Raw genomic sequence first — 22,481 nt, 5'->3', positions numbered from 1 at the left:
TCCAGCATTCGCGCTTGCGCATTCACTCCGCGGCTGCGGCGAGACAGCGATCGATGATCCTGCCGATTTCGCTGCGGCAGGAACCGCAATTGGTTCCGGCGCTCGTTTCCTTGCCTACCTCTTCAACGCTATGGCATCCGCCTCGCACCGCGGCAGCGATCTGGTTGACCCCGACACTGAAGCAGGAGCAGACGGTCGCACCGGGATCCGGTCTGCCGCCGCCGGGACGGCCTGCGACCAGCGCAAAGCGTTTCCTGAGGTCGCCATGCACGACGGAGAGTTGCGAGATTGCCCAGTTGCGAGCAACGGCAACCGGCTCGCGTGCAAGGAACAGAGCGGCAAGCAGGATCTCACCATCGAAGAAGGCGAGCCTCAGGTCGCCGGATTGCCGATCCGCGTACCCCAGCGGTTCGATTGCGGCCGGAATGGCGAAGACCTTCCGGCACCAGGCCGTCCAGTCTTCGACAGCCTCGGTGAAGGCAAGCTCAAGCCGCCAACCGCCTGCAGCTTTCGCCACCGCCCAATAGGCCGCGTCGGGTGTGTCCGGTTTGATGGCAGAGACCGCGAATCCGTAATGGGTGGCGCGGAAGGGCCGAACGGCAACGGCAACATTCTTCGACGCCGGCTGGCCGGAAATAGGGTCGGTGATCGGCGCCACCACGGCGTCGATCCGGGCTTTTGCCGCGAACTGATCGTTCCAGTGCATGGGTGCGAAAATGCCACCGCGCGCCTGGCGGTCGGTCACCAGCGCCCGCACGATCGCTTTGCCCTGGGGGCTCTCGATCTCGACGAGGCCGGCGCTTGATATGCCGGTCTCGATCGCATCGCGCGGATGGATCTCGGCAAAGGGTTCGGCGATATGGGCGGAAAGCCGCGCGCTCTTCCCGGTTCGTGTCATCGTGTGCCACTGATCGCGGATGCGGCCGGTGTTCAGGGTGAAGGGGAAATCGGCATAGGTGCGATCCGTCGCAGGCGGTTTCACCGCGACGAAGCGCGCCTTGCCATCGGGATGAAAAAAGCCACCCTCGGCGAAGAAGCGGGTGACGCCGGGCGCCGTTCCTGCTGGCTGCGGCCACTGAAAGGGCGACAGTTCGTCGTAGGCGCCGCCGCTCGTGCCGGCGTGGGCGCCGATGTCGAAATCGCGGCTGCCGTCATTTTCGAAGGCGGAAAGCGCTGCATGTTCGGCAAAGATTGCATCCGGCGTCTCGAAATCGAAAGCGACGCCAAATCCCATGCGCCGTCCGACCTCCGCAAGCTGCCACCAATCAGCCCTGGCATCGCCGGGGGCATTGAGAAACGGCCGTTGCCTGGAAATGCGACGTTCGGAATTGGTAACGGTACCGTTCTTCTCGCCCCAGCCGAGCGAGGGCAAAAGCACATGGGCATGCCGGGTCGTATCCGTGTCTCTCAGAATGTCCGACACGACGACGAAGGGACAGGCGGCGATCGCGCTTTCGACGCTGTCGGCATCCGGCATCGACACAACAGGATTGGTGGCCATGACCCAGAGCGCCTTGATGCGTCCATCGGCCACCGCACGGAACATGTCGACTGCCTTCAAGCCGGGCTTTGCGGCGATGACGGGCGAATTCCAGAAGCGCTGCACGCGGTCGCGGTCATCCGCATTCTCGATCGCCATATGGGCGGCAAGCATATTGGCGAGGCCGCCGACCTCACGCCCGCCCATGGCGTTCGGCTGGCCGGTCAACGAGAACGGTCCCATGCCCGGCCGGCCGATGCGGCCGGTAGCGAGGTGACAGTTGAGGATGGCGTTGACCTTGTCGGTGCCGGAGGAGGATTGGTTGACGCCCTGGCTGTAGCAGGTGACGACCTTCTCGGTCGTCTCGAACAGGCGGAAGAACTCCCTGATCTGCATGGCCGGCAGACCGGTCCGTTCCAGGAGATCGTTGGTGTCAAGCGCGGCTGCGGCCGCAAAAGCATCGCCGAAACCCTCGGTATGGGCGGCGATATAGTTCTGGTCGATCGCCGGGCTTGTCGCAAGATGCGCAAGCAGTCCCATGAACAGCGCGACGTCGCCGTCCGGGCGGATTGCCAGATGCAGATCGGCGATATCGCATGTCATCGTCCGGCGCGGATCGATGACGACGATGCGCATGTTGGGCCGTGCCGTCTTTGCGGCGGCAAGCCGCTGGTAGATGACAGGGTGGCACCAGGCGAGGTTGGAGCCGGTCAGGACCACCAGATCGGCAAGTTCGAGATCCTCATAGGTCCCGGGCACCGTATCGGCGCCGAAAGCACGGCGATGGCCGGCGACGGACGAGGACATGCAGAGCCTGGAATTGGTGTCGATATTGGCTGAGCCGATGAAGCCCTTCATCAGCTTGTTGGCGATGTAATAATCTTCGGTCAGCAACTGACCCGAGACGTAGAAGGCAACCGAATCCGGCCCGTGTTCGGCGATGGTTTCGGAAAAACGCCGTGCGACGAGATCAAGCGCCTCGTCCCAATCGCTCTTTTCGCCGGATATTTCAGGATGGAGAAGACGGCCGTCGAGATCGATCGTTTCGGCAAGCGCCGAGCCTTTCGAGCAGAGACGGCCGAAATTCGACGGATGCTCGGGATCGCCCTTGATGCTGGCGGCGCCGGCCTCGTCGACCGTGGCAATGACGCCGCAGCCGACGCCGCAATAAGGACAGGTGGTCTTGACCTCTGTCGTCATTTATTCCGCCGCCATCATCAGGCTTTCAAGCGCTATGAAAAGGGTGCCGCCCTCGTTACGGACCGGTATGGTCCGCACCGCGCCCTCATCGGCGCCGAGCGCCTTGCCGGTTTCGAGAGAGATCACCCAATTGTGCAGCGGGCAGGTGACGGCCTTGGCGTGCACGATCCCCTGGGACAGCGGCCCGCCTTTGTGCGGGCAGTGATCCTCGATGGCGAAAACCTCGTTTTCCGCCGTGCGGAAGACGGCGATCTTGCCCTGCGGTGTCTTCACGCAACGCGCGCCACGCAGGGGGATATCGGAGATGTCACCGATCGGGTGCCAGTTTTCATTGGACCAGGTCATATCAATCTCCTTACTCGGCTGCCTGCGGATAACCGATCGTCGCCATCGGCTTGAATTCATGCTTGTCCTTGCCCGAGACACGCTCCGACCAGGGATCGACCTGGGCGAATTTCTGGGAGAAGACAAAGCGGTCGTAATAGGCTCTACGCTTTTCGGCATCACCCATGATCTGCCGGCGGATTTCCTCCAGGCCGATCCGCTTGGCCCATTTGTAGATGCGTTCGAGGTAGCGGGCCTGCTCGCGATACATCTGCGTCAGGGCCACGATATGCTCCAGCGCCTCGTCTTCGGTCTTTACAAGCCCGAGCACCTCGGTGCCCTTGATGTCGAGACCGGACGCACCGGCGAAATGGATCTCGAAACCAGAGTCCACGCAGATTACGCCGATATCCTTGCAGGTTGCTTCCGCGCAGTTGCGCGGGCAGCCGGAGACAGCCATCTTCAGCTTGGCCGGTGTCCAGGAACCCCACATGAATTTCTCGATACGAATGCCGAGACCGGTGGAATCCTGGGTGCCGAAACGGCACCAGTCCGAACCGACGCAGGTCTTCACGGTACGCAGGCCCTTCGCATAGGCCTGGCCGGAGACGAAGCCGGCCTTCCCGAGATCGGCCCAGACGGCTGGAAGGTCTTCCTTCTCCACTCCAAGCAGGTCGATGCGCTGGCCGCCTGTGACCTTCACCATCGGGATGGCAAACTTGTCGACGACATCGGCGATGGCGCGAAGCTCGTTCGACGAGGTGACGCCGCCCCACATGCGCGGAACAACGGAGTAGGTACCGTCCCTTTGAATGTTGGCGTGGACGCGCTCGTTGATGAAGCGTGACTGGTAGTCGTCGGCATATTCGTCCGGCCAATCGCAGACGAGGTAATAGTTGAGTGCGGGGCGACATTTGGCGCAGCCGCAGGAGGTCTTCCATTCGAGCTCCTGCATGACGGCCGGGATGCTCTTCAGCCCTTTCGCCTTGATCAGCCGGCGAACATCGTCATGGCCGAGTTCCGTGCAGGTGCACATCGGCTGAACCGCAGCCGGGTTGTAACTGTCGCCGAGCGTCAGCGCCATCAGTTGCTCGACGAGACCGGTGCACGAGCCGCACGAGGCCGATGCCTTCGTATGGGCGCGCACGTCGTCAAGCGACGTCAGTCCCTTGCTCGTGATCGTCGAAGTGATCTTGCCCTTGCATACGCCGTTGCAGCCACAGATTTCCGCGTCATCCGGCAAGGCTGCAACGGCCGCCATAGGGTCCAGCGGTGACCCTCCCTGATAGGCCTGTCCGAAGATCAGCGTCTCGCGCATCTCCGAAATATCGGTCGCCTTCTTCTTCAGGTCGTTGAACCAGGCGCCGTCGGCGGTTTCGCCGTAAAGCACGGTGCCGATGATCTTGTTGTCCTTCAGGACTAGGCGCTTGTAGATGCCGGCGCTGGCATCGCGCAGCACGATCTCTTCGCGATCGTCGCCATCGGCAAAGTCGCCGAGCGAATAAAGCTCGATGCCGGTGACCTTGAGTTTGGTCGGCGTGTCGGCGTGAACGAAGGCGGGCGAGCGATCTCCGGAAAGATGCGCCGCGGCGACACGGGCCATTTCATAAAGCGGGGCGACGAGGCCATAGACCATGCCGCCCACCTCGGCGCATTCGCCGAGCGCAAGGATATCCCCGTCTGAGGTCTGCATGCCGGCATCGACGACGATGCCGCGGTTGACTGCAAGGCCGGCGTCTTTCGCCAGGCCGACATTCGGCCGGATGCCGACGGCCATGACGACGAGCGTCGCCGGAATAATGCGGCCGTCATCGAGCTCGATGCCTTCGACCCTGCCGTTGCCGATGATCGCCTTGGTATTGGCCTTGCAGATGACCTTGATGCCGCGTTCCTCGACGGCCTTCTGCAGAAGATAGCCGGCGGCGGGATCGAGCTGACGCTCCATCAGCGTCGGCATGACGTGCAGTACGGTCACGTCCATGCCGCGCTGGGCAAGACCGGCCGCTGCTTCCAGGCCGAGCAGTCCGCCGCCGATGACGACGGCCTTTTCGCGCGACTGTGCGGCAAGCAGCATCGCCTGCACGTCATCGAGGTCGCGATAGGTGATAACGCCGGGCAGATCCTTGCCGGGAACCGGGATGATGAACGGCACCGAACCGGTTGCGATCACCAGCTTGTCGTAGCTTTCGGTAACGCCGTGGTCCGACGTGACGGTCTTGGCGGCGCGATCGATATTGACGATCCTGTGGCCCTTGTAGAGCGTGATGCCGTGCTTGATATACCAGCCGTCACCATGAATGATGATCTGCTCGTAGTCCTTTTCTCCGGAGAGAACCGGCGACAGCATGATGCGGTCGTAATTGACGCGTGGCTCGGCATTGAAGATCGTCACTTCATAGCGTCCGGGCGCCCGTTCGAAGAGGTGCTCCAGCATGCGCCCGGGCGCCATGCCATTTCCGATGATAACAAGTTTTTCAGTCATATTTCAGGTCCTTGGATCAGGTTGCAGGCACGGGCGCAGAGTGCCCTTGGCGCGACAATTGCTTGACGGACAGGTGCATCCAGATGAGCGAGATCGCCACGATCGCGAAGAGCAGCAGGAAGCAGCTGGACCAAAGGCCGGTCATGTCCTTGAGGAGGCCAAAGGCGATCGGCAGAATGAAGCCGCCGAGCCCGCCCATCATGCCGACGATGCCGCCGACGGCGCCGACGCTGTCGGGATAATAGGCCGGAATGTGCTTGTAGACGGCGGCCTTGCCGAGGCTCATGAAGAAGCCGAGCACGAAGATGACAACGATGAAGATGACCGGCGTGATCGCTGTGGCCGGCAGCGAAAGGATGAGGGTGGCCACAGCCGACACGGCAAACATCGCGTACATGACGCTGCGCGCGCCTTTCTTGTCCGACAGGACGCCGCCGAAGGCGCGGAAGATGCTGCCCGGGATGGAGTAGGCGGCAGCGATCATGCCGGCCGTTTCCAGGTTGAAGCCGTAGACGCCGACGAGATAGCGCGGCAGCCACAAGGACAGGGCGACGAAGCCGCCGAAGGCGAAGAAATAATAGAGCGAGAAGCGCCAGACCTGAACGTTCTGCAGCGGCGCGAATTCCTGGGCCAGGCTCTTGGAGGCGACGCCGCGCTCGCGCCGAAAGCGGAAGGCCGGATCATCTGTCGTGGTGAACCAGAAGAGGATAGCCATCAGCGCCAGCCCGACGGCCCAGATCTCGGCAACCGCCTCCCAGCCCCATGCGATGAGCACGAAGGGGGCTGCAAATTTGGTGACGGCCGCGCCGACGTTACCGGCGCCGAAGATACCGAGCGCCGTTCCCTGTTTCTCCGCTGGGAAGAAAGGCGAGACATAGGCCACGCCGACTGCGAAGGAGCCGCCGGCAAGGCCGACACCGAGGCCGGCGATCAACATCTGCGTATAAGTGTGGGCGTAGGAGAGAAGGAAGGTCGCCAATGCGGCGGCGAGCATCGTCAGCGTGTAGACGAGACGGCCGCCGTACCGTCCCGTCCAGATGCCGAGAACGATGCGCACGATCGAACCGGTCAGAACGGGGGTGCCAATCAGCAACCCGAACTCAGCCTCGTTCAGGTTGAGCTCTTGCTTGATGCGAATGCCGATGATGGCGAAGATCGTCCAGACGGCAAAACAGAGGGTGAAGGCCACAGTGGAGATCCACAGTGCTTTGGCTGGTTCGCCGGCTGACATGGGCTGCACTTTCTCAATGGCAGACATAGCTTCTCCGTGGCCCGACAAGGTCGTGCCGATCCATTGCTGGGGGTTAAAACAAAAAGCCGCTGGTCAGGACGCGCTAGCACGAGGCGCGCGAATATCCTGATCAGCGGCTTTGCTGGTGGCGCCCGCCGTTGGACGCCCAATCATTGGCCTTCCGGCCTATCTATCTCGATGCAATCCCATCGCGGGTTGCTGAACATTTGATCCACTGCGACTATGGCCGCAACGTAATTCCTGTCTCTTTATGAGCAGCACCTGCATGTGCCCATTCCGCGCCGATCGCCCTTGATCCGCGCAACATAAGCGATGCAAGCACCGTGCCAATTCTCTCGCGTTTGCCCAACCGGTTGAAATAAAAGCATCTTCGAGCGATATGCGTTCTGCCTGTTTTTCATGCTGCGGGCCCAGTGTGCAAATCTTTTGGGCTTCGCGGGTAGTGCAGGTGCCGATCCTGCTGGCGTTTTGTGCAAACCGGCGACATCAGATTTCATCGTTGCCGCGGCTGAAGGGAAGGGCGCTCTTGACGGCGAAGCTCGCGACATAAGCCGGCAGTTCCGAGGGATCGAAGACCTGGCCATCCATGAAGCGGTCGCCTTCTTCGCTGCCCTCGACGCGGATGTCGGCGTCAACGGGGGCGTTATCGTCGCCGAGAGCAGCACGGTAGAGATCCGGTCGGTAGGCGGAGGTCGCGGCCCGCGCCTTGTTGAGGCTGGTCTCTGACTGCCCCCAACGGATCATCTGGCTGTAGATCCAAAGTGCGTGGCTCGGCCTCGGATAGTTGGCGAAGCCGGAATGGAACTGGAAATAATCCGGAATGACGCGCCGGTTGCCGTTGGCATCGAGGCTGAATTCGCCGGCGAGCACACGGCGGATGATATCGACCGGGGCGGCGATGTAACGGGGATCGGCAAGCGCGGCCGCCAGCGCGTCGTGATTCTCCGACCGGTCGCACCAGCGGGCGGCCGCATCGAGCGCCACGATCAGCCTGGAAACGGTTTCCGGATTGCTTTCCGCCCAGTCCGGCCGCATGCCGATCACCTTTTCCGGAGCTGAAGGCCAGATATCCTGTTTGGCGGCGACGATACGCCCGAGGCCCCGCTCCGAGGCAACCATGTTCCACGGGGCGCCGACGCAGAACCCGTCGATCGCGCCGGCTGCCAGCGCATCCGACGTCATGGGTGGCGGCACGACGACAAGCTTGACGTCCTTATCGGGATCGATGCCGCCGGCTGCCAGCCAGTATCGGAATTCATAATTGTGGGAGGAGAAGGGATAAGTAACTCCGAAGGTCGGCATCGGCTCTCCGCGCGCCGTCATTGCCGCCAATACCTTTGCCAGCGCACGAGCATTGTCGAGCGCGCTTGCTGTTTCCGCCAATCCGGCGTCATCCCGCATGCGGGCAAAGAGCCGCGCCGACAACGTGATTGCGTTGCCCCCGCGGCCCAGTGAGAACGGCGTGATCGTCGGCGAGGGGTTGGAGCCGAGGCCGAGCATGGAGGCTACGGGCATCGGCGACAGCATATGGGCGATATCGAACTGACGAAATGCGAGGCGATCGCGCATGTTTGCCCAGGAGACGTCCTTGACGAGGTCGAGCGTCAGGCCCTCCCTTTGGGCAAAACCGAATTCGGCTGCGGCAATCAACACCGATGCATCGACAAGCGGAATGAATCCCGCTCGCAACACCTTCGGTCCTTCGTTTTTCCCACGCAGGGGCAAGGGCAGCCCGCCGCCGCTGAATTTGGCGGTATTTGTCATCATGTCCACTCCGGTTTCCTCCGGATATTCGCCAGTTCCGCCATCACATCAGAAGTCCCGCGGCGGTCACGACGCTCTGGGCGATTTCCGACATCTTCTTTTTTTCGTTCATCGCCGTCTGGCGCAGCAGGGCGAAGGCCTCCTCTTCGGACAGGCCTCGCATTTTCATAAGTATTCCTTTGGCGCGTTCGATGAGCTTGCGTTCCTCAAGCGCCGAGCGGGCATCTGCAAGTTCCCGCTGAAGCCGGCTGAAGGCGTTGAAGCGGCTGACGGCCATGTCGAGGATCGGTTTGACGCGTTCCTTCTTCAGTCCGTCGACGATATAGGCCGAGACGCCGGCATCGACGGCAGCCTCGATCGAGGCCGTATCGGAGCGATCGACGAACATGGCGATCGGGCGGCTGACCGTGCGCGTCAGCTGGAACAAATGTTCCATCATGTCGCGGTTGGGATTCTCGATATCGATGATAATCACGTCGGGCATTAGCGTTTCGATCGTTCGCGCGATGCCGTTGACTTCATGCACGACGGTGACGCGCGCATGCCCTGCCTCGCGCAGTCCTTCCTCGATGATGGAGGCGCGTATGGCATTTTCGTCGATCACCAGAATTGTCAGATCGCGATGCGTCATTCGTATAGTTATGACGCGCTGCAACAATATTGCAAGTGTTCGCCTGAAAAATGTGCGATAGCGTATGTGCATAAAAATTAATCAGATCGCCGTGCTTTCGCGCGGAATCAAGGCATAGCCCAAGTCGATCTGCTCCCCTTTAAAGACGGCGGAGGACGTTAGGGCGGCGAGCACCTTTTCAGCGGCCAGTTTTCCGGTTTCGAAACGCCGGGTCACGACCGAAGAGAGGGAAGGCGCGGCGCAGGCGGCGAATTCCAGATCGTGAAATCCCATGATCGCTATGTCATCCGGCACGCGTATGCCGCGTTTGCGGCACTCCTGCATCGCGCCGAGGGCCAGATTGTCATCCGTGCAGAAGATCGCCTCCGGAATTTCGCCACGGTCACACGTGATGGCGAAGAGATCGGAGCCGAGCGCGACCGAGCTGTGGCGCGGCTTCGCGGCGATGATCTGGAGGCTCGGTAGATCTGCATGTTGCATCGCCAGTCGGTAGCCGTCGAAACGGGACTGGGCGCGGTGGTCGAGATTGCCGGTCAGGAAGGCAATCCGGCGGAAGCCACGTTCGATCAGATGCCGGGCGGCGGTTTGTCCGGCCTGCTCTTGGGACATGCCGATATTGAGATCAATGGGATCCGCTGAAAGCTCGAAGGTCTCGACCACGGGGAGATGTGCTTGAGCAAGAAGCTGCCGCGATAGAAGCGTGTGGTGCGTGCCGGTGATGATAATCGCCTCCACCCTCTGTCCGAGAAGAGCCTTGATGGCGTTTTCCTCCTCGATCTCGGAATAGCGGCTGTTGACAACGATGAGCTGGAAACCTGCGGCGACGAGAACGTCGTGAAGCGCGAACAGATATTCTGCGAAGATCACGTTGTATAGGGTCGGAACAATCACGCCGATCGCATGCGTGCGCGAGGAGGCAAGGCGGCTTGCCGCTATATTCGGAATGTAGCCGAGTTCCTTGACGGCGGCATCGACGCGCAGCCGCAGGGCAGGCGAGACCGCATTGGGCTTGCGCAGTGCTCTTGAAACCGTGATCGGGCTGACCCCGGCGAGATTGGCAACGTCATCAAGGGTTATTCGCCGCATCATGTTCTGCCGCTCGTTTAGAGAGATCGGTTGCATATTTTTCAACAGTAAGAATCTGCCAAAACTATAGTTGACAGCGCTAGCAAATGCGATTTGACAGCGCTGTCAACTATGTTAATTTGAAATTGTACCGGAAAATAGGGATGGAATCTTTCCGGGCCAAATATGCACATCAAAAGCATTAGAAGAGGCGGCTAAGTCCGCCTGAGGAGGAGAACATTCATGCATAAGGTGGAGAAAGCTAAATTCGCCCGTATCGCGGCGTTTTCGGTGTCGGCATTTGCCTTGCTGTGTGGCGCGGCCAGCGCGGAACCGAAGGTCGTGTCCGGCCCGGCCGCCGACCCCGGCTGCATGGTGCCGTGGGCAGCGGACACACAATTCTTGCAATATCCGAAGAAGGAAGGTCCCTATCGTATCGCACTGGCCAACGGCTACATCGCCAATACTTGGCGTATTCAGATGGTCCAGACGGCTAAGGCCTATGCCGCTCAACCCGATGTCGCCGCCAAGCTCAAAGAATTTAAGGTTGTTTCGACGGGCGAGGACGTGCCGGCCCAGATTTCAGCCATCAACAACTTCATTGATGCCGGTTACGACGCCATTGTGGTCAACGCGCAGAATCCCACCGCCTTCGGGCCGGTGATTAAGCGCGCCAAGCAGGCCGGTGTTATACTCGTCGCTTTCGACAATATCCTCGACACCAAGGACGCGATCAACGTCAACGTCGATCAGAAGGGGCTAGGCGTCCTCTGGGCCGACTGGCTGATCAAACATCTTCCGAACGGCGGCAAGGTGCTTGAGGTGCGCGGCGTCGCCGGCACCTCGGTCGATACGGATCGTCACAATGGTATTCACGAAACCCTGGACGCCTCCGGCAAGAAATTCACGGTCACTGAAGTGGTCGGAAAATGGGACGACGGCGTTGCTCAGAAAGCGACTGCCGATGCGATCGCCACCAACGGTCCGTTCGACGGTATCACCGCCCAGGGCGGCGATACCGGCGTCGTGCAGGCGATGATCGATGCAAAACATCCCTTTGTGCCATTCGGCGGTGAGACGGAAAACGGCTTTCGCAAATTCTGCGCCGCCCATGCCGCCGATGGTTTGAAATGTTCGTCCGCCGGAACGGGACCGGCCCAGGTTGCGGTTGCCATCAAGACCGCGATCGCAGCGCTTGAGGGTCAGGTCGTGCCGCAGGCCATCAAGCTCCCGACTGCGCTGGTTTCTGACCCGGATTTCAAAGAGGGTCAGGACTATTATCCAACCCAATCCGACAACTTCTTCGTCGGCAACTCTTTCCCGACCTGCGGCATTAATTTCACGGCCCAGGAAATCATGGGACAGTCGAAAGAGAACCAATAGCAGCCTTCCGCGGATTTGATTGCGGGTGTTCGCACCCGCAATCTTGGCCGTGACAGAGCAAACGGAGGCTGGACGCATGACTTTGTCCGAACCGATTTTCCGCATGGAAGGCATATCGAAGCGTTATGGCGGAGCCGTCGCGCTTAAGGATGCCGACATCGCCATTCGGCCAGGGGCGATTCATGCCGTCCTTGGCGAGAACGGCGCCGGCAAGTCCACACTGATCAAGATCATGGCGGGCGTCGTGGCGCCGGACGAAGGGCGCATGCTGCTTGATGGGAAGGAGATTACCTTTGCCTCACCTGCAGCGGCCAATGCAGCCGGCATCGTCTGCGTCTTCCAGGAACTGTCGCTCATTCCCGATCTCTCGGTCGCCGACAACATCGCCATCAGCCACCCGCCGCAGAGGTTCGGCATGATAGACCGGCGCGCCCAGCGGCGGATCGCTGAGGAAGCGCTCGCCCGCGCCGGCGCGTCCGACATCCATCCCTCGGTTTTGGTCAAAGACCTGCCGTTGTCTCGACGACAGATGGTAGAGATCGCCAAGGCCCTTGCCCGCAAGCCGCGACTGATGATCCTGGATGAGGCAACATCGGCGCTGACGCAAGCGGATGTCGAGAAAGTGTTTGCCGTGCTCAAGCGCCTGCGCGCCGAAGGGATGGCGCTAATCTACATCTCTCACCGCATGCACGAAATCGCCCAACTGGCCGATGACTGCACGGTCTTCCGCAACGGCCGTAGCATCGAATCCTACCCGGCGGGCACCAAGAGGGACCAGCAGGTAGTCGAACTGATGATCGGTCGTGAATACACCAACGTCTTCCCGCCGAAGCCCGCGCATCGACCGGAGAAAAAATCGATCCTTTCCTGCCGCGATCTTTCCTGGGGCGATCGGCTCTCCGGCATCACTTTCGACATCCGGCCGGGCGAGATCATCGGCCTCGGCGGACTGGACGGTCAGGGGCAGCGTGATTTGCTGCTGGCCTTCTTCGGCGTGCTGCGTGAGTTGAAAGGGGAGATCGCGATCGACGGCATGCCGATCAGACTGAAGAGTCCCCGTCATGCCAAGTCTGACGGCATATCCATGGCGTTGATTCCCGAGGACAGGAAGACCGAAGGGTTGATGCTGCCGATGACCGTGCGCGAGAACCTCTCGATTGCAGCTCTCGACCGGGTTTCGCGGAATGGCGTCATCGATCGACTAGCCGAGCGTCGCGCAATCGACGACCTGTTCAAGCTTTTGGCAATCAAGGCTGCGACGATCGACATGCCCGTTGCAGGCCTCTCCGGCGGTAACCAGCAGAAGGTGGTCATTGCCAAATGGCTGATGAACCGGCCGCGCATCATCCTTCTCAACGATCCGACGCGCGGCATAGACGTCGGCACCAAGCAGGAAATCTATCTGCTGCTGCGCAAGCTTGCGGATGCCGGAGCGGCGATCATCTTCTACTCCACCGACTATGACGAACTGATCGGCTGCTGCGACCGGGTACTCGTCATGTATGATGGAAGCATTGTCCGCGAGCTTGAAGGCGCCGATATCAACGAACATGAGCTGATCGGCGCCGCGCTCAATATCGGCGGCGACCACGCACAACAGAGGGCAGCGCCATGACCAGACTGGCTTTCGGCGAACGACGGTTTTGGTATGCGCAACAGAAGGGAACGTTGTTTGCCGCACTGCTCTTCGTCGCCATGTTCGCCCTCTACGTTTCGAACCACCCGGCGGGTTTTACCCCCAACGTTGTGCAGACGGCATCGAACAAGGCGACGCTGCTTGCCTTTGTTGCGATGGCCCAGTGCCTGGTTGTCATCACCGCCGGCATTGACCTTTCGGCCGGCATGGTATTGGTCCTCTGCAATTGCCTTGCCTCCTGGCTGGTCGTCGGAACGCCGCTGGAGACAGCGGCGGGCGTCGTCGTGGTGCTGCTTGCCGGCCTCGGCTGCGGTATGCTGAACGGGCTCATCATTATCTTCGGCCGGCTGCAGCCGATCGTCACGACGATTGCGACTAGCGCGATTTTCTACGGCTTAGCGCTATTGCTGCGGCCGACTCCGGGAGGCTCAGTCAACGAAGATCTGGCCGATGCGTTTACCTCAAAGCTTTTCGGGGTCGTTCCGGCAAGCCTCACCGTCCTTCTCGCAGTTATCATCGTTATCTGGATACCGTTCAGCCGCTCGACCATAGGCAGGGCTGCCTATGCCGTCGGTTCGGCCGAGAATGCCGCCTTCATGTCGGCGATGCCGGTCAAGCGGGCAAAACTTGCCGCCTATGCCTTGGCCGGACTTCTTTCGGCGATCGGCGGGCTCTATCTCACCTTCTTCTCCTATACCGGCGAAGCGGCTCTGGCGAGTGGCAATGCCTACACACTCTATTCGATTGCGGCGGTGGTGCTCGGCGGCGTTTCCCTCGCGGGCGGCAAGGGAAGTGCTGTCGGCGCCGTTTTCGGAGCTTTGGCATTTCGAACGATCGGCGACCTGCTGTTCGTCTTCGATTTCGATCCGCTTTGGCAGCCGCTATTCCAGGGCGTCGTGTTGATGCTGGCGATCAGCATCGGCTGCATCGGCCTTTCCAGGGTTCGCAATCGGCTGGAGTGGTTTCAATGAGCGAGGAAACAACCTTGCGGCAGCTTCGAGTGCCGGCACGGCTGCGTGGCGTCGATCCGGCGGTGGCAACCGCTTTCGGATGCATCATCCTGCTTCTGCTCGCCGGATCGATCTACTCGCGAAATTTCCTGTCGCCCGAGTATCTCCTGCAGCAACTGAAGGTCGCCTCCTTCCTCGGGGTCATCGCCACCGGCATGATGGCGGTAATCTTGCTCGGCCAGATCGACCTTTCTGTGCCATGGGTGATAACGACAGGCGCAATGATGGCCTGCGCCGCGACTTCATATGGAGCGACCGGTTCGGTTCTGGCGATCCCCTTCGGCATTTTCTGCGGTTGCGCGATCGGTCTCGTCAATGGCTTGGCCGTCGGCTATCTTCGCATTCCCTCGATGATCATCACGTTGGCCAGCAATGCTGTCGCGCAAGGGCTGATGGTCGTTTACACCGGCGGCTTTTCCCCGCAGGATTCCGCCTCGCCGGCCATGCGATTCCTTGCGGCCGGATACACGGTTCCTGGGTTGCCGAACGGTGTTCTGGTCTGGTTCTTGATCGGTCTGCTTGCGGTCTTCATGCTGACGCGCACAACCTTCGGTCGATCGCTCTACGCTATCGGAAACCGCGAGCGCGCTGCTTATATGTCCGGGATCGACACACGCCGTATCACACTTCTCGCCTTCGTCATGTCAGGCGGCCTCAGTGCGCTCGGCGGGGTTCTGTTGGCGGGTTATGCATCGAAGGCGTCGCAATCCATGGGCGACGCTTATCTGTTGCCCTCGATTGCAGCCGTCGTCCTCGGGGGCACTCACGTGCTCGGCGGCAAAGGGTCGTACCTCGGGACGGTTGCCGGCGTTATCTTGATCACGCTGCTGCAGTCGATTCTTTCCGTGATGCAAATCGAGGAAGCGGGCCGCCAACTCATTTACGGCGCGGTCATCATCAGCATGCTTCTGCTTTACGGCCGCCAGCGGCCGGTCTGACGGGCATAGTCGTGCCGAACTGCAGAGAGCACCGCATCCGGCGCAGGTATGGCGGTCGGTTCTCCACCGATGGAAAAGCAATCGGATTTTTCATGGTGCGACCTGCGGGAAAAATAATGCCGGCGCAAGCTGCAAATCGAAAGAGCGTGCCTTCGGTTCTCGTGGTATATAGCTTAAGGAGATGCGAGGAAGACCTTGGGATGGAAGGTTTTCTGCCCGCAGTTGCTGGGATCTGAACATTTGCAATCCACGACATCTCCAGCAGGCAGCGTTCATGACCGCGATCCGAGATAATAATACCCCAACACTGGCTTTGGAGGGCCGACCATGAGCTTACGTATCAACGATATTGCCCCCGATTTTACCGCCGACACCACACAGGGACCGATCAGCTTCCATGATTGGATCGGCAACGGCTGGGCCGTGCTGTTCTCGCACCCGAAGAATTTCACGCCTGTCTGCACGACGGAGCTCGGCGCCATGGCCGGCCTCGCCGACGAATTTGCCAAACGCGGCGTCAAGATCATCGGCATTTCCGTCGACCCGGTCGAAAGCCATGCCAAGTGGAAGGGCGACATCAAGACCGCAACCGGCTTTGATGTCGATTACCCCTTGATCGGCGACAAGGATCTGAAGGTTGCCAAGCTCTATGACATGCTGCCGGCCGGTGCCGGCGACAGCTCCGAAGGCCGCACGCCTGCCGACAATGCGACTGTGCGCTCGGTCTTCATCATCGGCCCGGACAAGAAGATCAAGCTGATCCTGACCTATCCGATGACGACGGGCCGCAATTTCAATGAGATCCTGCGTGCCATCGACTCCATCCAGCTGACCGCCAAGCACCAGGTGGCGACGCCGGCAAACTGGAATCAGGGCGAAGATGTCATCATCACCGCTGCCGTTTCCAATGACGATGCGATCGCGCGGTTCGGCTCCTTCGATACCGTCCTTCCCTATCTCAGGAAGACGAAGCAGCCGTCGGTCTGAAAACGGCTTTCAAGTTCGTTCCCGAAGCCGCCGCGGCCATTGCCCGGCGGCTTTTTTCATGCTGGCATTGCGAAATGGGGAAGCTTCGCGCCTTAATCGATGTTATCTAGCATGAACGTCGCGATGGAAGTTAACCTGCTGAGATCCGATGATAGGGCGAAAGCGTCAGTCCGGCATTTTGAGGAATTCGGCGAAGGCCCTGCTTTCGCTTTGTTTTCTGTTTTCCGGCGTCGATACGCCGAAAGCTCAACCGGAAGGGAGTGCTGCCGAGCCGGCCTGTCTCTATTCGGGACCCTCGGCCTTGGGTTCAGGCGAGAGGCTCTGCATCCGCAAGGACAGTTTCAATCGTGACCTTTGCATCGCGATCGAGCATTTCGCCGAGGCCAATCGGTTGCCGCCGGCTTATTTCGCCCGACTCATCTGGCGGGAAAGCACCTTTCGCCCCGACGCAGTCAGCATCAAGGGCGGGCAGGGCATTGCGCAGTTCATGCCTGGAACGGCGAAACTTCGCGGCCTCGACGACAGCTATCAGGCGCTGGAAGCCTTGAGGAAATCGGCGCAATATCTCGATGAATTGCGAAATCGTTTTGGCAATCTCGGCCTTGCCGCGGCCGCCTACAACGCCGGCGAAAAAGGTCTTGCGACTTACCTTACATCAGGCAGGTTACCCTACGAGACGCGCGGCTACGTGATAGCGATCACCACGCACACGGTCGAGGAGTGGAAGGACAATCCGCCTGAGAATGCGGCCGCCCCGCTCGACAAGGACAAGTCCTTCCTTGACGGCTGCGTGGCGCTGGCCGAAAGCCGGATATTGAAGGACACGCCTTGGCGTCAGGAGGGCATTTGGGCTCCCTGGGGCGTCCAGCTGGCGGCGAATGCCGATGCCGCCGTGGCGCGGCGCATGTTTCGCGACGCCGTGCTGGATCTGCCTGCGCCATTGAACGCGGAGCAGCCCCTGATCCTGCGTCAGCGCGATCGCAGCTTCGGTTTTCGACCGCGTTATGCCGCCCGCATCGCCCGGCAGACACGTATGGAGGCCAACGACGTCTGCAATCAGATCCGCAAGCACGGCGGCACCTGCCTCGTTTTCAGGAACCAATAGAAGGCCTGCTCCATTCGTGACGAAAAGTCTGCTTGCACGATCGCTGGACGGCGCAGCATAGTCGCAGCGGATCATGCCATCGGGAGGGAAGACAATGCGCGTTTTGGTCATTGGGGCAACGGGCCATGTCGGAACCTATCTCGTTCCTCGTCTGGTGGAGGCGGGTCACGACGTCGTCACCATCAGCCGCGGCGCGGCAAGGCCTTATACGGCAAACCGCGCTTGGGCCTCCGTCGATCAGCGACAGATGGACCGGGTAGAGATGGAGCGGACCGGCGAATTCGGTCCGGCCGTCCGGGCCTTGAACGCCGATATCGTCATCGATATGATCTGCTTCACGCTGGAAAGCGCCGAGCAGCTGGTGACGGCGCTGTCAGGGCATGTCGGCCATTTCCTACATACCGGCACGATTTGGACACATGGATATTCGGTGGCCGTGCCGACACGGGAGGAAGCGCCGAAGTCTCCATTCGGTGACTATGGCATCCAAAAGGCGGCGATCGAAAACTATCTGCTGCAGCAGGCAAGACTTCGGGGTTTTCCGGCGACCATCATTCATCCCGGCCACATTGTCGGCCCCGGATGGGCGCCGCTCAATCCGGCCGGCAATTTCAATCTGCAGGTCTTTTCGACCCTTGCCCGCGGAGAGGCTCTGGCGCTGCCCAATTTCGGTCTGGAGACCGTTCATCATGTCCATGCCGACGACGTGGCGGCGATGTTCATGGACGCGATCGCCAATCGGAATGCATCGATCGGCGAAAGTTTCCATGCAGTATCGGAGCAGGCCGTGACGCTTCGCGGCTACGCCGAATTCATGTCGCGGTGGTTTGGGCAGGACCCGAAGCTCACCTTCGCACCATTCGACGCCTGGGCGGAAGGCCAGACGGCCGAGGACGCGGAGGCGACATGGGAGCACATCGCCCGCAGTCCGAACTGCTCGATTGCCAAAGCCCGGCGCCTGTTGGGCTACACCCCGAGGTATACGTCTCTGCAGGCGGTGCAGGAATCGGTCGGCTGGCTGGTCGGGCAGGGACGGATCAAGACCTGATCGCCGGTTAGTCGTCTCTAACGGATGAGGATCGCCCTGAAATCGTTGACATTGGTTCCGGTCGGACCGGTCTCGAAGAGATCGCCGATAGCCTTGAACGCCGAGTAGCTGTCATTTCCGTCGAGCAGCCGGCGCGGATCGAGCCCGGCGGCGCGCAGACGCTTCACCGTGCCGTCATCGGCAAAGGCGCCGGCATTGTCTTCCGAGCCGTCGATCCCGTCGGTGTCGGCAGCCAGCACAGCAATGCCGTCTTGCCCATCGATTGCAAGCGCCATGGCAAGGGTGAATTCGCCATTGCGCCCGCCCTTGCCGCCTTTGGCTTTCAGCGTCACCGTCGTCTCGCCGCCGGACAGGAGGACGACCGGCTTCGAGAATGGCCTGTTCCGCCCGAGGACCTCGCGGGCGATGGCCGCATGCACCAGCGCCACGTCACGCGATTCGCCTTCGATGGCATCCGAAAGGATTGCCGGCGTGATCCCTTGTGATTCCGCCTCGGCGGCGGCGGCCGCCAGCGAAACGCCCGCAGAGGCGATGATGTGATGCTCGTGCCGCAGGAATATCGGATCGTCCGGCCGCGGTGCATCTGCCTTTGGCGAGTTCAGATGGTCGAGCGCGGCCTGCGGCAGCTGCAATCCATACTGCCTGATGATCTCCAGCGCTTCGTGCCGTGTTGAACCGTCGGGCACCGTCGGCCCGGAGGCGACGTGGGCCGGGTTATCGCCGGGAATATCCGAAACGATGAGGCTGACGACTCTCGCTTTCGTCGCTGCCGCCAGTCTTCCGCCCTTGATGGTGGAGAGATGCTTGCGCACCACATTCATCGCCGAGATCGGCGCGCCCGACGCAAGCAGCATTTCGTTGAGCGCAATTTCATCTTCGAGCGTCAATCCTTCCGGCGGGGCGGGCAGCAGTGCCGAGCCGCCGCCGCAGATCAACGCGATCACGAGATCGTCTTCCGTCAGCCGGTTCACCGTTTCCATCAACCGTCTGGCGGCAGCGAACCCAGCAGCGTCGGGCACCGGATGGGCTGCCTCGATGATCTCGATGAAGCGCGTTTCGCAGCCATAGCCGTATCGCGTGACCACCAACCCCTCGATCGGTCCGGCCCATGCGCTTTCGAGCGCCCGCGCCATCTGCGCCGCGCCCTTGCCGGCGCCAATCACGACGGTTCTTCCTTTCGGTTTCTCCGGCAGGTGCGATTTGATGCCGGTCAGCGGATCGGCCGCGCGAACTGCCGCGTCGAACAGGCTTTTCAGGAAATCGCGGGGGGCGGTTATCGTCATCGTTGGTCTCTGCTGCCTCAAGGTGTCGATTGTGACCGAGACTGTCGGCGTATCGGCGTGGCGGCGTCAAGGCCGAAGATGCGGTGATCTGACGGCAGTGACGCAGAGTCTCGGCATTGGAAGAGGCGAACGAATAGAAAGCATTAACCATCCTCCCGTAGACAACATATAGGATCAAAGGAAACCTGTATTCGATGGCCACTGAAACGACCTGCCGCCCCGCCGCCACCTCTCACGAAGGCAAGGTTATCGCCTTTCCCTCCGCAACCGGAACTGCCAATATCGAGCGCTGCGCCCGGGAACTCGGCCGCCGGCATGGCGCGGACGCAGTCGAATTCTGGAAGGCCGAGTGCCGCAGGCTTGCCGATCAGCTTCTGGCCGCGGGAATGCCGGAGAGCCTTGTCGGTCAGCGGGTGATGGAGTTTCAACAAGATGTCCAGATCGAACTGGTCCTCAGCCACCAGAAGCAGGCCGTTGCCAAATCACAGAAACGCTGATTCATCGGGTTTGATCCGACGCGTCTGACCAGCAATCTCATGCATTGAGCATGCCGTCCGGATCGACCTCGACGGCATGAGGAACTTCCGCCCGGATGTGGAGTTGATGTTGTCGATTGACAGCATTGATGCTGCGGGAGCCTTCTCGAATGTCGAACAAATCCAACTTCTTCTCTTCCTTCGCAACCGCCGTCGCCGAGCTGTCGGGAAGGCCGTTCACCTTTATCGCAGCTCTGATGCTCGTCCTCGTTTGGGCAGTGTCCGGGCCATATTTCGATTATTCCGAAACGTGGCAGCTCGTGATCAACACGACGACCACCATCATCACCTTTCTGATGGTGTTTGTGTTGCAGAACAGCCAGAACCGTGACGGAAAGGCTTTGCAGGCCAAGCTTGACGAGCTCATTCTGACGAGTCAGGCCGCCAATAAATTTGTCGGCATCGAAAAGCTCGACGAGGGCGAGCTCAGGGAAATGAGCAAGACGCTTGCAGAAAAGGCCGAAAGCGTCGAGGAGAAGGCGGATGAGAAATCGGACGAGAAATCCGGCGCAGAGGCAACGTCCGGTTAGAGGCGCCCATCTCCTCACACTCGCTTCGCCGAAATCTGGTCTTGATGTTGCTGCCGCATCTCTTCAATGGCGTCGGCATCTTTCTTCTCGGCCGCGATCCAATGGTTTCCTGCCTCGCTTGATCGGATCAGTTCGTCGAGCTTGGCATGGAGTGCCTTCATGTCCCGATTTTGGGAGTGCTGCAGCAGCAGCAAAATAAGGAATGTGACGAGCGTGCCCACCATGTTGGTCAGCAGAAACCACTGCCGGGGAAAGGAAAATCTTAAACCGACTGCCGTCCATAGAGTTATGAACCCAATCAGCGCGACAGGAACCACACGGTGCCCTGCCCATGAAACGGCGAGGTCGGAAATCAGTCGAAAGCGCCAGCGCATATGGCTCTCCACAGTCCCATAAAGGAAGATGGAGCAGATCGTGGCCGTTTCCATCACCAGGCATGTCGGGATTATTCAGATGCGCTTTGGCGTTTCACGTCTTCATACGCTCCTCTACCGGCTTTAGCGTGGCGTGCGTGCTTTTCGTCAGGCTGACTGCCGAGCCGAGGACTGGGGCGCGCCGTTGAGACCGCGCCGCCCTCAGTTAGAGGCGGGATGTGACGACGAGATCTTCCTCTGCGTCGCGTTGCGATCCTCCCAGAGCCGCAGCCGCAGCGGCTATGAAGGCGCCGACCAGAAGCGACAGGGATCCCAGCAATGCCGTGGTCGAGGCGGCTTTTCGTGCCTCGTCGGCAGCCTTCTGCGTGGCGGCCTTAGCGTCGTCAATACGCTTCAGCACCGCATCCACGCGGGCGCGTGCATCGGCTTCGGAGAGACCGGTCCGCGCAGAGACGATGGTGGCAAGATAGGCCTTGTCCTCATCTGGAACTTGCCCTTCGGCAGCGCCTTTGAGGAGGATGCGGGAGACTTCCGACGTTGCCGCAGCATCGTTGGATGTCGCTGCCGCACGCGCCTGGTCAGGGCGTAGCAATGCATCGGTAAAATAGGCGGTGGAAAGATCCAGCGGCGAGGTTGACGACGTTGCTGCTGCCGTACCGGCGGCCGCGGCGGTCGAGCCTACGGCTTGCGCGGCCGATCCTACCGCCTGTGCACCGGCGCCGGCGAGCGACGTCAGCGACGACGCAAGAAATCCGGCGACGAAGATGGTTGCCAGAGCCCAGCTTAGGAAACCATGCGCGGTGTCGCGGAAGAAAACCTCGTCGGTGTGGACGGCGGCCCATTTTGTGCGCAAGCGGCCGGTTACATAGCCTCCGAGCGCGGAGGAGAGCCATTGCACGAGAACGAGCCAGATCGCCGCTGTGATGCCGAGCGTGCCGAGCGAACTGCTTTGTCCCGACCAGGGCGACACCATCGTCAGTCCAAGCCCGGATCCCAGAAGAAGAAGGATGAGGGTTACTCCGATGGCGGCGGCCGCGCCACCGAAGATGGGTCCCCATGTCATGGCGGATTTAGAGGATTCGACCGGAGTGGCAACCTCTCCGGAACCTGTCATTGAAACCGACATGATCCGTTCCTATCGCATAAACAGAGCCAGAAGAATGATGATCGGCAGTGGAACACCAAGCAGCCAAAGTAGAATACCGCGACCCATGAGAGACCTCCTGTCAAAGGCGACGTTACGTGGTTGATGCCACACAACTTTTAACGATGGCGTTTTGTTCCCGCCGGTGGAAGCGGTCGGTTTGAAGCGCGCGGTTGCCTGTCAATCGCGCGGCAGCATTTGAAGGAGTAGCAGATTGCCGGAGCGGTTGCCGCATCCTTGGCATTGAAGGCGTTTGCCCAGACTGGCGAGAGACAGGTTCTGGCCGCAGCGCCGGGCAATATTCCGCCG

At 60.6% G+C, this 22,481-nt stretch carries 20 protein-coding genes; 9 read left to right on the top strand and 11 right to left on the bottom strand.

All coding sequences use genetic code 11. From position 1 onward, the window contains the following. Window positions 1-22: 22 nt before the first annotated feature. The 7 genes from AC13QO_RS19490 to AC13QO_RS19460 all read right to left on the bottom strand — a co-directional run bounded on the left by AC13QO_RS19490 (window position 23) and on the right by AC13QO_RS19460 (window position 10,219). On the bottom strand, window positions 23-2,680 hold the full coding sequence (locus tag AC13QO_RS19490) for a nitrate reductase (protein ID WP_488541560.1): 2,658 nt from the start codon (window positions 2,678-2,680) through the stop codon (window positions 23-25). Next, window positions 2,681-3,025, bottom strand: a complete 345-nt coding sequence (gene nirD, locus AC13QO_RS19485) for a nitrite reductase small subunit NirD (RefSeq protein ID WP_085777897.1) — start codon at window positions 3,023-3,025, stop codon at window positions 2,681-2,683. It lies immediately after the preceding gene. Between the two features lie 10 nt (window positions 3,026-3,035). Continuing rightward, on the bottom strand, window positions 3,036-5,486 hold the full coding sequence (gene nirB / locus AC13QO_RS19480; protein WP_488541559.1) for a nitrite reductase large subunit NirB: 2,451 nt from the start codon (window positions 5,484-5,486) through the stop codon (window positions 3,036-3,038). Window positions 5,487-5,502: 16 nt separating this feature from the next. Next, complete coding sequence (locus tag AC13QO_RS19475; protein ID WP_488541558.1) at window positions 5,503-6,744, bottom strand: MFS transporter; 1,242 nt, start codon at window positions 6,742-6,744, stop codon at window positions 5,503-5,505. 480 nt (window positions 6,745-7,224) lie between these two features. After that, window positions 7,225-8,511, bottom strand: coding sequence for a CmpA/NrtA family ABC transporter substrate-binding protein (locus AC13QO_RS19470; RefSeq protein ID WP_198175516.1), 1,287 nt, complete (start codon window positions 8,509-8,511; stop codon window positions 7,225-7,227). 34 nt (window positions 8,512-8,545) lie between these two features. Continuing rightward, complete coding sequence (locus AC13QO_RS19465) at window positions 8,546-9,133, bottom strand: ANTAR domain-containing response regulator (protein WP_085777901.1); 588 nt, start codon at window positions 9,131-9,133, stop codon at window positions 8,546-8,548. 81 nt (window positions 9,134-9,214) lie between these two features. Beyond that, complete coding sequence (locus AC13QO_RS19460) at window positions 9,215-10,219, bottom strand: LacI family DNA-binding transcriptional regulator (RefSeq protein ID WP_488541583.1); 1,005 nt, start codon at window positions 10,217-10,219, stop codon at window positions 9,215-9,217. Between the two features lie 222 nt (window positions 10,220-10,441). On the opposite strand from AC13QO_RS19460, the gene AC13QO_RS19455 reads away from it, so the two are divergent. The 7 genes from AC13QO_RS19455 (at window position 10,442) to AC13QO_RS19425 (ending at window position 18,305) form a co-directional block, all read left to right on the top strand. Beyond that, entirely contained in the window at window positions 10,442-11,581 is a 1,140-nt protein-coding gene (locus tag AC13QO_RS19455; RefSeq protein ID WP_085777902.1) for a sugar ABC transporter substrate-binding protein, read from the top strand. 76 nt (window positions 11,582-11,657) lie between these two features. Then, complete coding sequence (locus AC13QO_RS19450) at window positions 11,658-13,196, top strand: sugar ABC transporter ATP-binding protein (RefSeq protein ID WP_488541557.1); 1,539 nt, start codon at window positions 11,658-11,660, stop codon at window positions 13,194-13,196. Further along, window positions 13,193-14,188: an ABC transporter permease gene (locus tag AC13QO_RS19445; RefSeq protein WP_085777904.1), complete on the top strand. Its 996-nt coding sequence runs from the start codon at window positions 13,193-13,195 to the stop codon at window positions 14,186-14,188. The genes AC13QO_RS19450 and AC13QO_RS19445 overlap by 4 nt, the downstream gene beginning before the upstream one ends. Next, entirely contained in the window at window positions 14,185-15,165 is a 981-nt protein-coding gene (locus tag AC13QO_RS19440) for an ABC transporter permease (protein ID WP_085777905.1), read from the top strand. The genes AC13QO_RS19445 and AC13QO_RS19440 overlap by 4 nt, the downstream gene beginning before the upstream one ends. A 327-nt stretch (window positions 15,166-15,492) precedes the next feature. Continuing rightward, the gene (locus AC13QO_RS19435) at window positions 15,493-16,152 is read left to right on the top strand and encodes a peroxiredoxin (protein ID WP_085777906.1); all 660 of its coding nucleotides are present in this window, start codon (window positions 15,493-15,495) and stop codon (window positions 16,150-16,152) included. Between the two features lie 148 nt (window positions 16,153-16,300). Further along, window positions 16,301-17,257, top strand: a complete 957-nt coding sequence (locus AC13QO_RS19430; RefSeq protein ID WP_488541556.1) for a lytic transglycosylase domain-containing protein — start codon at window positions 16,301-16,303, stop codon at window positions 17,255-17,257. Window positions 17,258-17,351: 94 nt separating this feature from the next. Continuing rightward, the gene (locus tag AC13QO_RS19425; RefSeq protein WP_488541555.1) at window positions 17,352-18,305 is read left to right on the top strand and encodes an NAD-dependent epimerase/dehydratase family protein; all 954 of its coding nucleotides are present in this window, start codon (window positions 17,352-17,354) and stop codon (window positions 18,303-18,305) included. 17 nt (window positions 18,306-18,322) lie between these two features. Here AC13QO_RS19425 and AC13QO_RS19420 read toward each other — a convergent pair whose 3' ends face one another. Beyond that, window positions 18,323-19,588, bottom strand: coding sequence for a glycerate kinase type-2 family protein (locus AC13QO_RS19420; RefSeq protein WP_488541554.1), 1,266 nt, complete (start codon window positions 19,586-19,588; stop codon window positions 18,323-18,325). 194 nt (window positions 19,589-19,782) lie between these two features. Here AC13QO_RS19420 and AC13QO_RS19415 point away from each other — a divergent pair, with 194 nt between their 5' ends. Then, complete coding sequence (locus tag AC13QO_RS19415) at window positions 19,783-20,085, top strand: DUF6074 family protein (RefSeq protein WP_183700885.1); 303 nt, start codon at window positions 19,783-19,785, stop codon at window positions 20,083-20,085. Window positions 20,086-20,122: 37 nt separating this feature from the next. Here the strand turns inward: AC13QO_RS19415 and AC13QO_RS19410 are convergent, their stop codons facing one another. Continuing rightward, on the bottom strand, window positions 20,123-20,251 hold the full coding sequence (locus AC13QO_RS19410) for a hypothetical protein (RefSeq protein WP_259668362.1): 129 nt from the start codon (window positions 20,249-20,251) through the stop codon (window positions 20,123-20,125). Between AC13QO_RS19410 and AC13QO_RS19405 the strand changes: the two genes are divergently transcribed. Further along, the gene (locus AC13QO_RS19405) at window positions 20,235-20,654 is read left to right on the top strand and encodes a low affinity iron permease family protein (protein WP_085777911.1); all 420 of its coding nucleotides are present in this window, start codon (window positions 20,235-20,237) and stop codon (window positions 20,652-20,654) included. The genes AC13QO_RS19410 and AC13QO_RS19405 overlap by 17 nt on opposite strands. 14 nt (window positions 20,655-20,668) lie before the next feature. Here AC13QO_RS19405 and AC13QO_RS19400 read toward each other — a convergent pair whose 3' ends face one another. Beyond that, window positions 20,669-21,028, bottom strand: coding sequence for a low affinity iron permease family protein (locus AC13QO_RS19400; RefSeq protein WP_085777912.1), 360 nt, complete (start codon window positions 21,026-21,028; stop codon window positions 20,669-20,671). A 205-nt stretch (window positions 21,029-21,233) separates the two neighbouring features. Next, complete coding sequence (locus AC13QO_RS19395) at window positions 21,234-22,154, bottom strand: hypothetical protein (protein ID WP_285193588.1); 921 nt, start codon at window positions 22,152-22,154, stop codon at window positions 21,234-21,236. Window positions 22,155-22,481 lie beyond the last annotated feature (327 nt).

It is taken from the genome of Rhizobium sp. CNPSo 3670, from assembly GCF_057784555.1.
The sequence above is the reverse complement of the archived record's forward strand: the minus strand, read 5'-3'. Positions and strand labels throughout refer to the sequence as shown.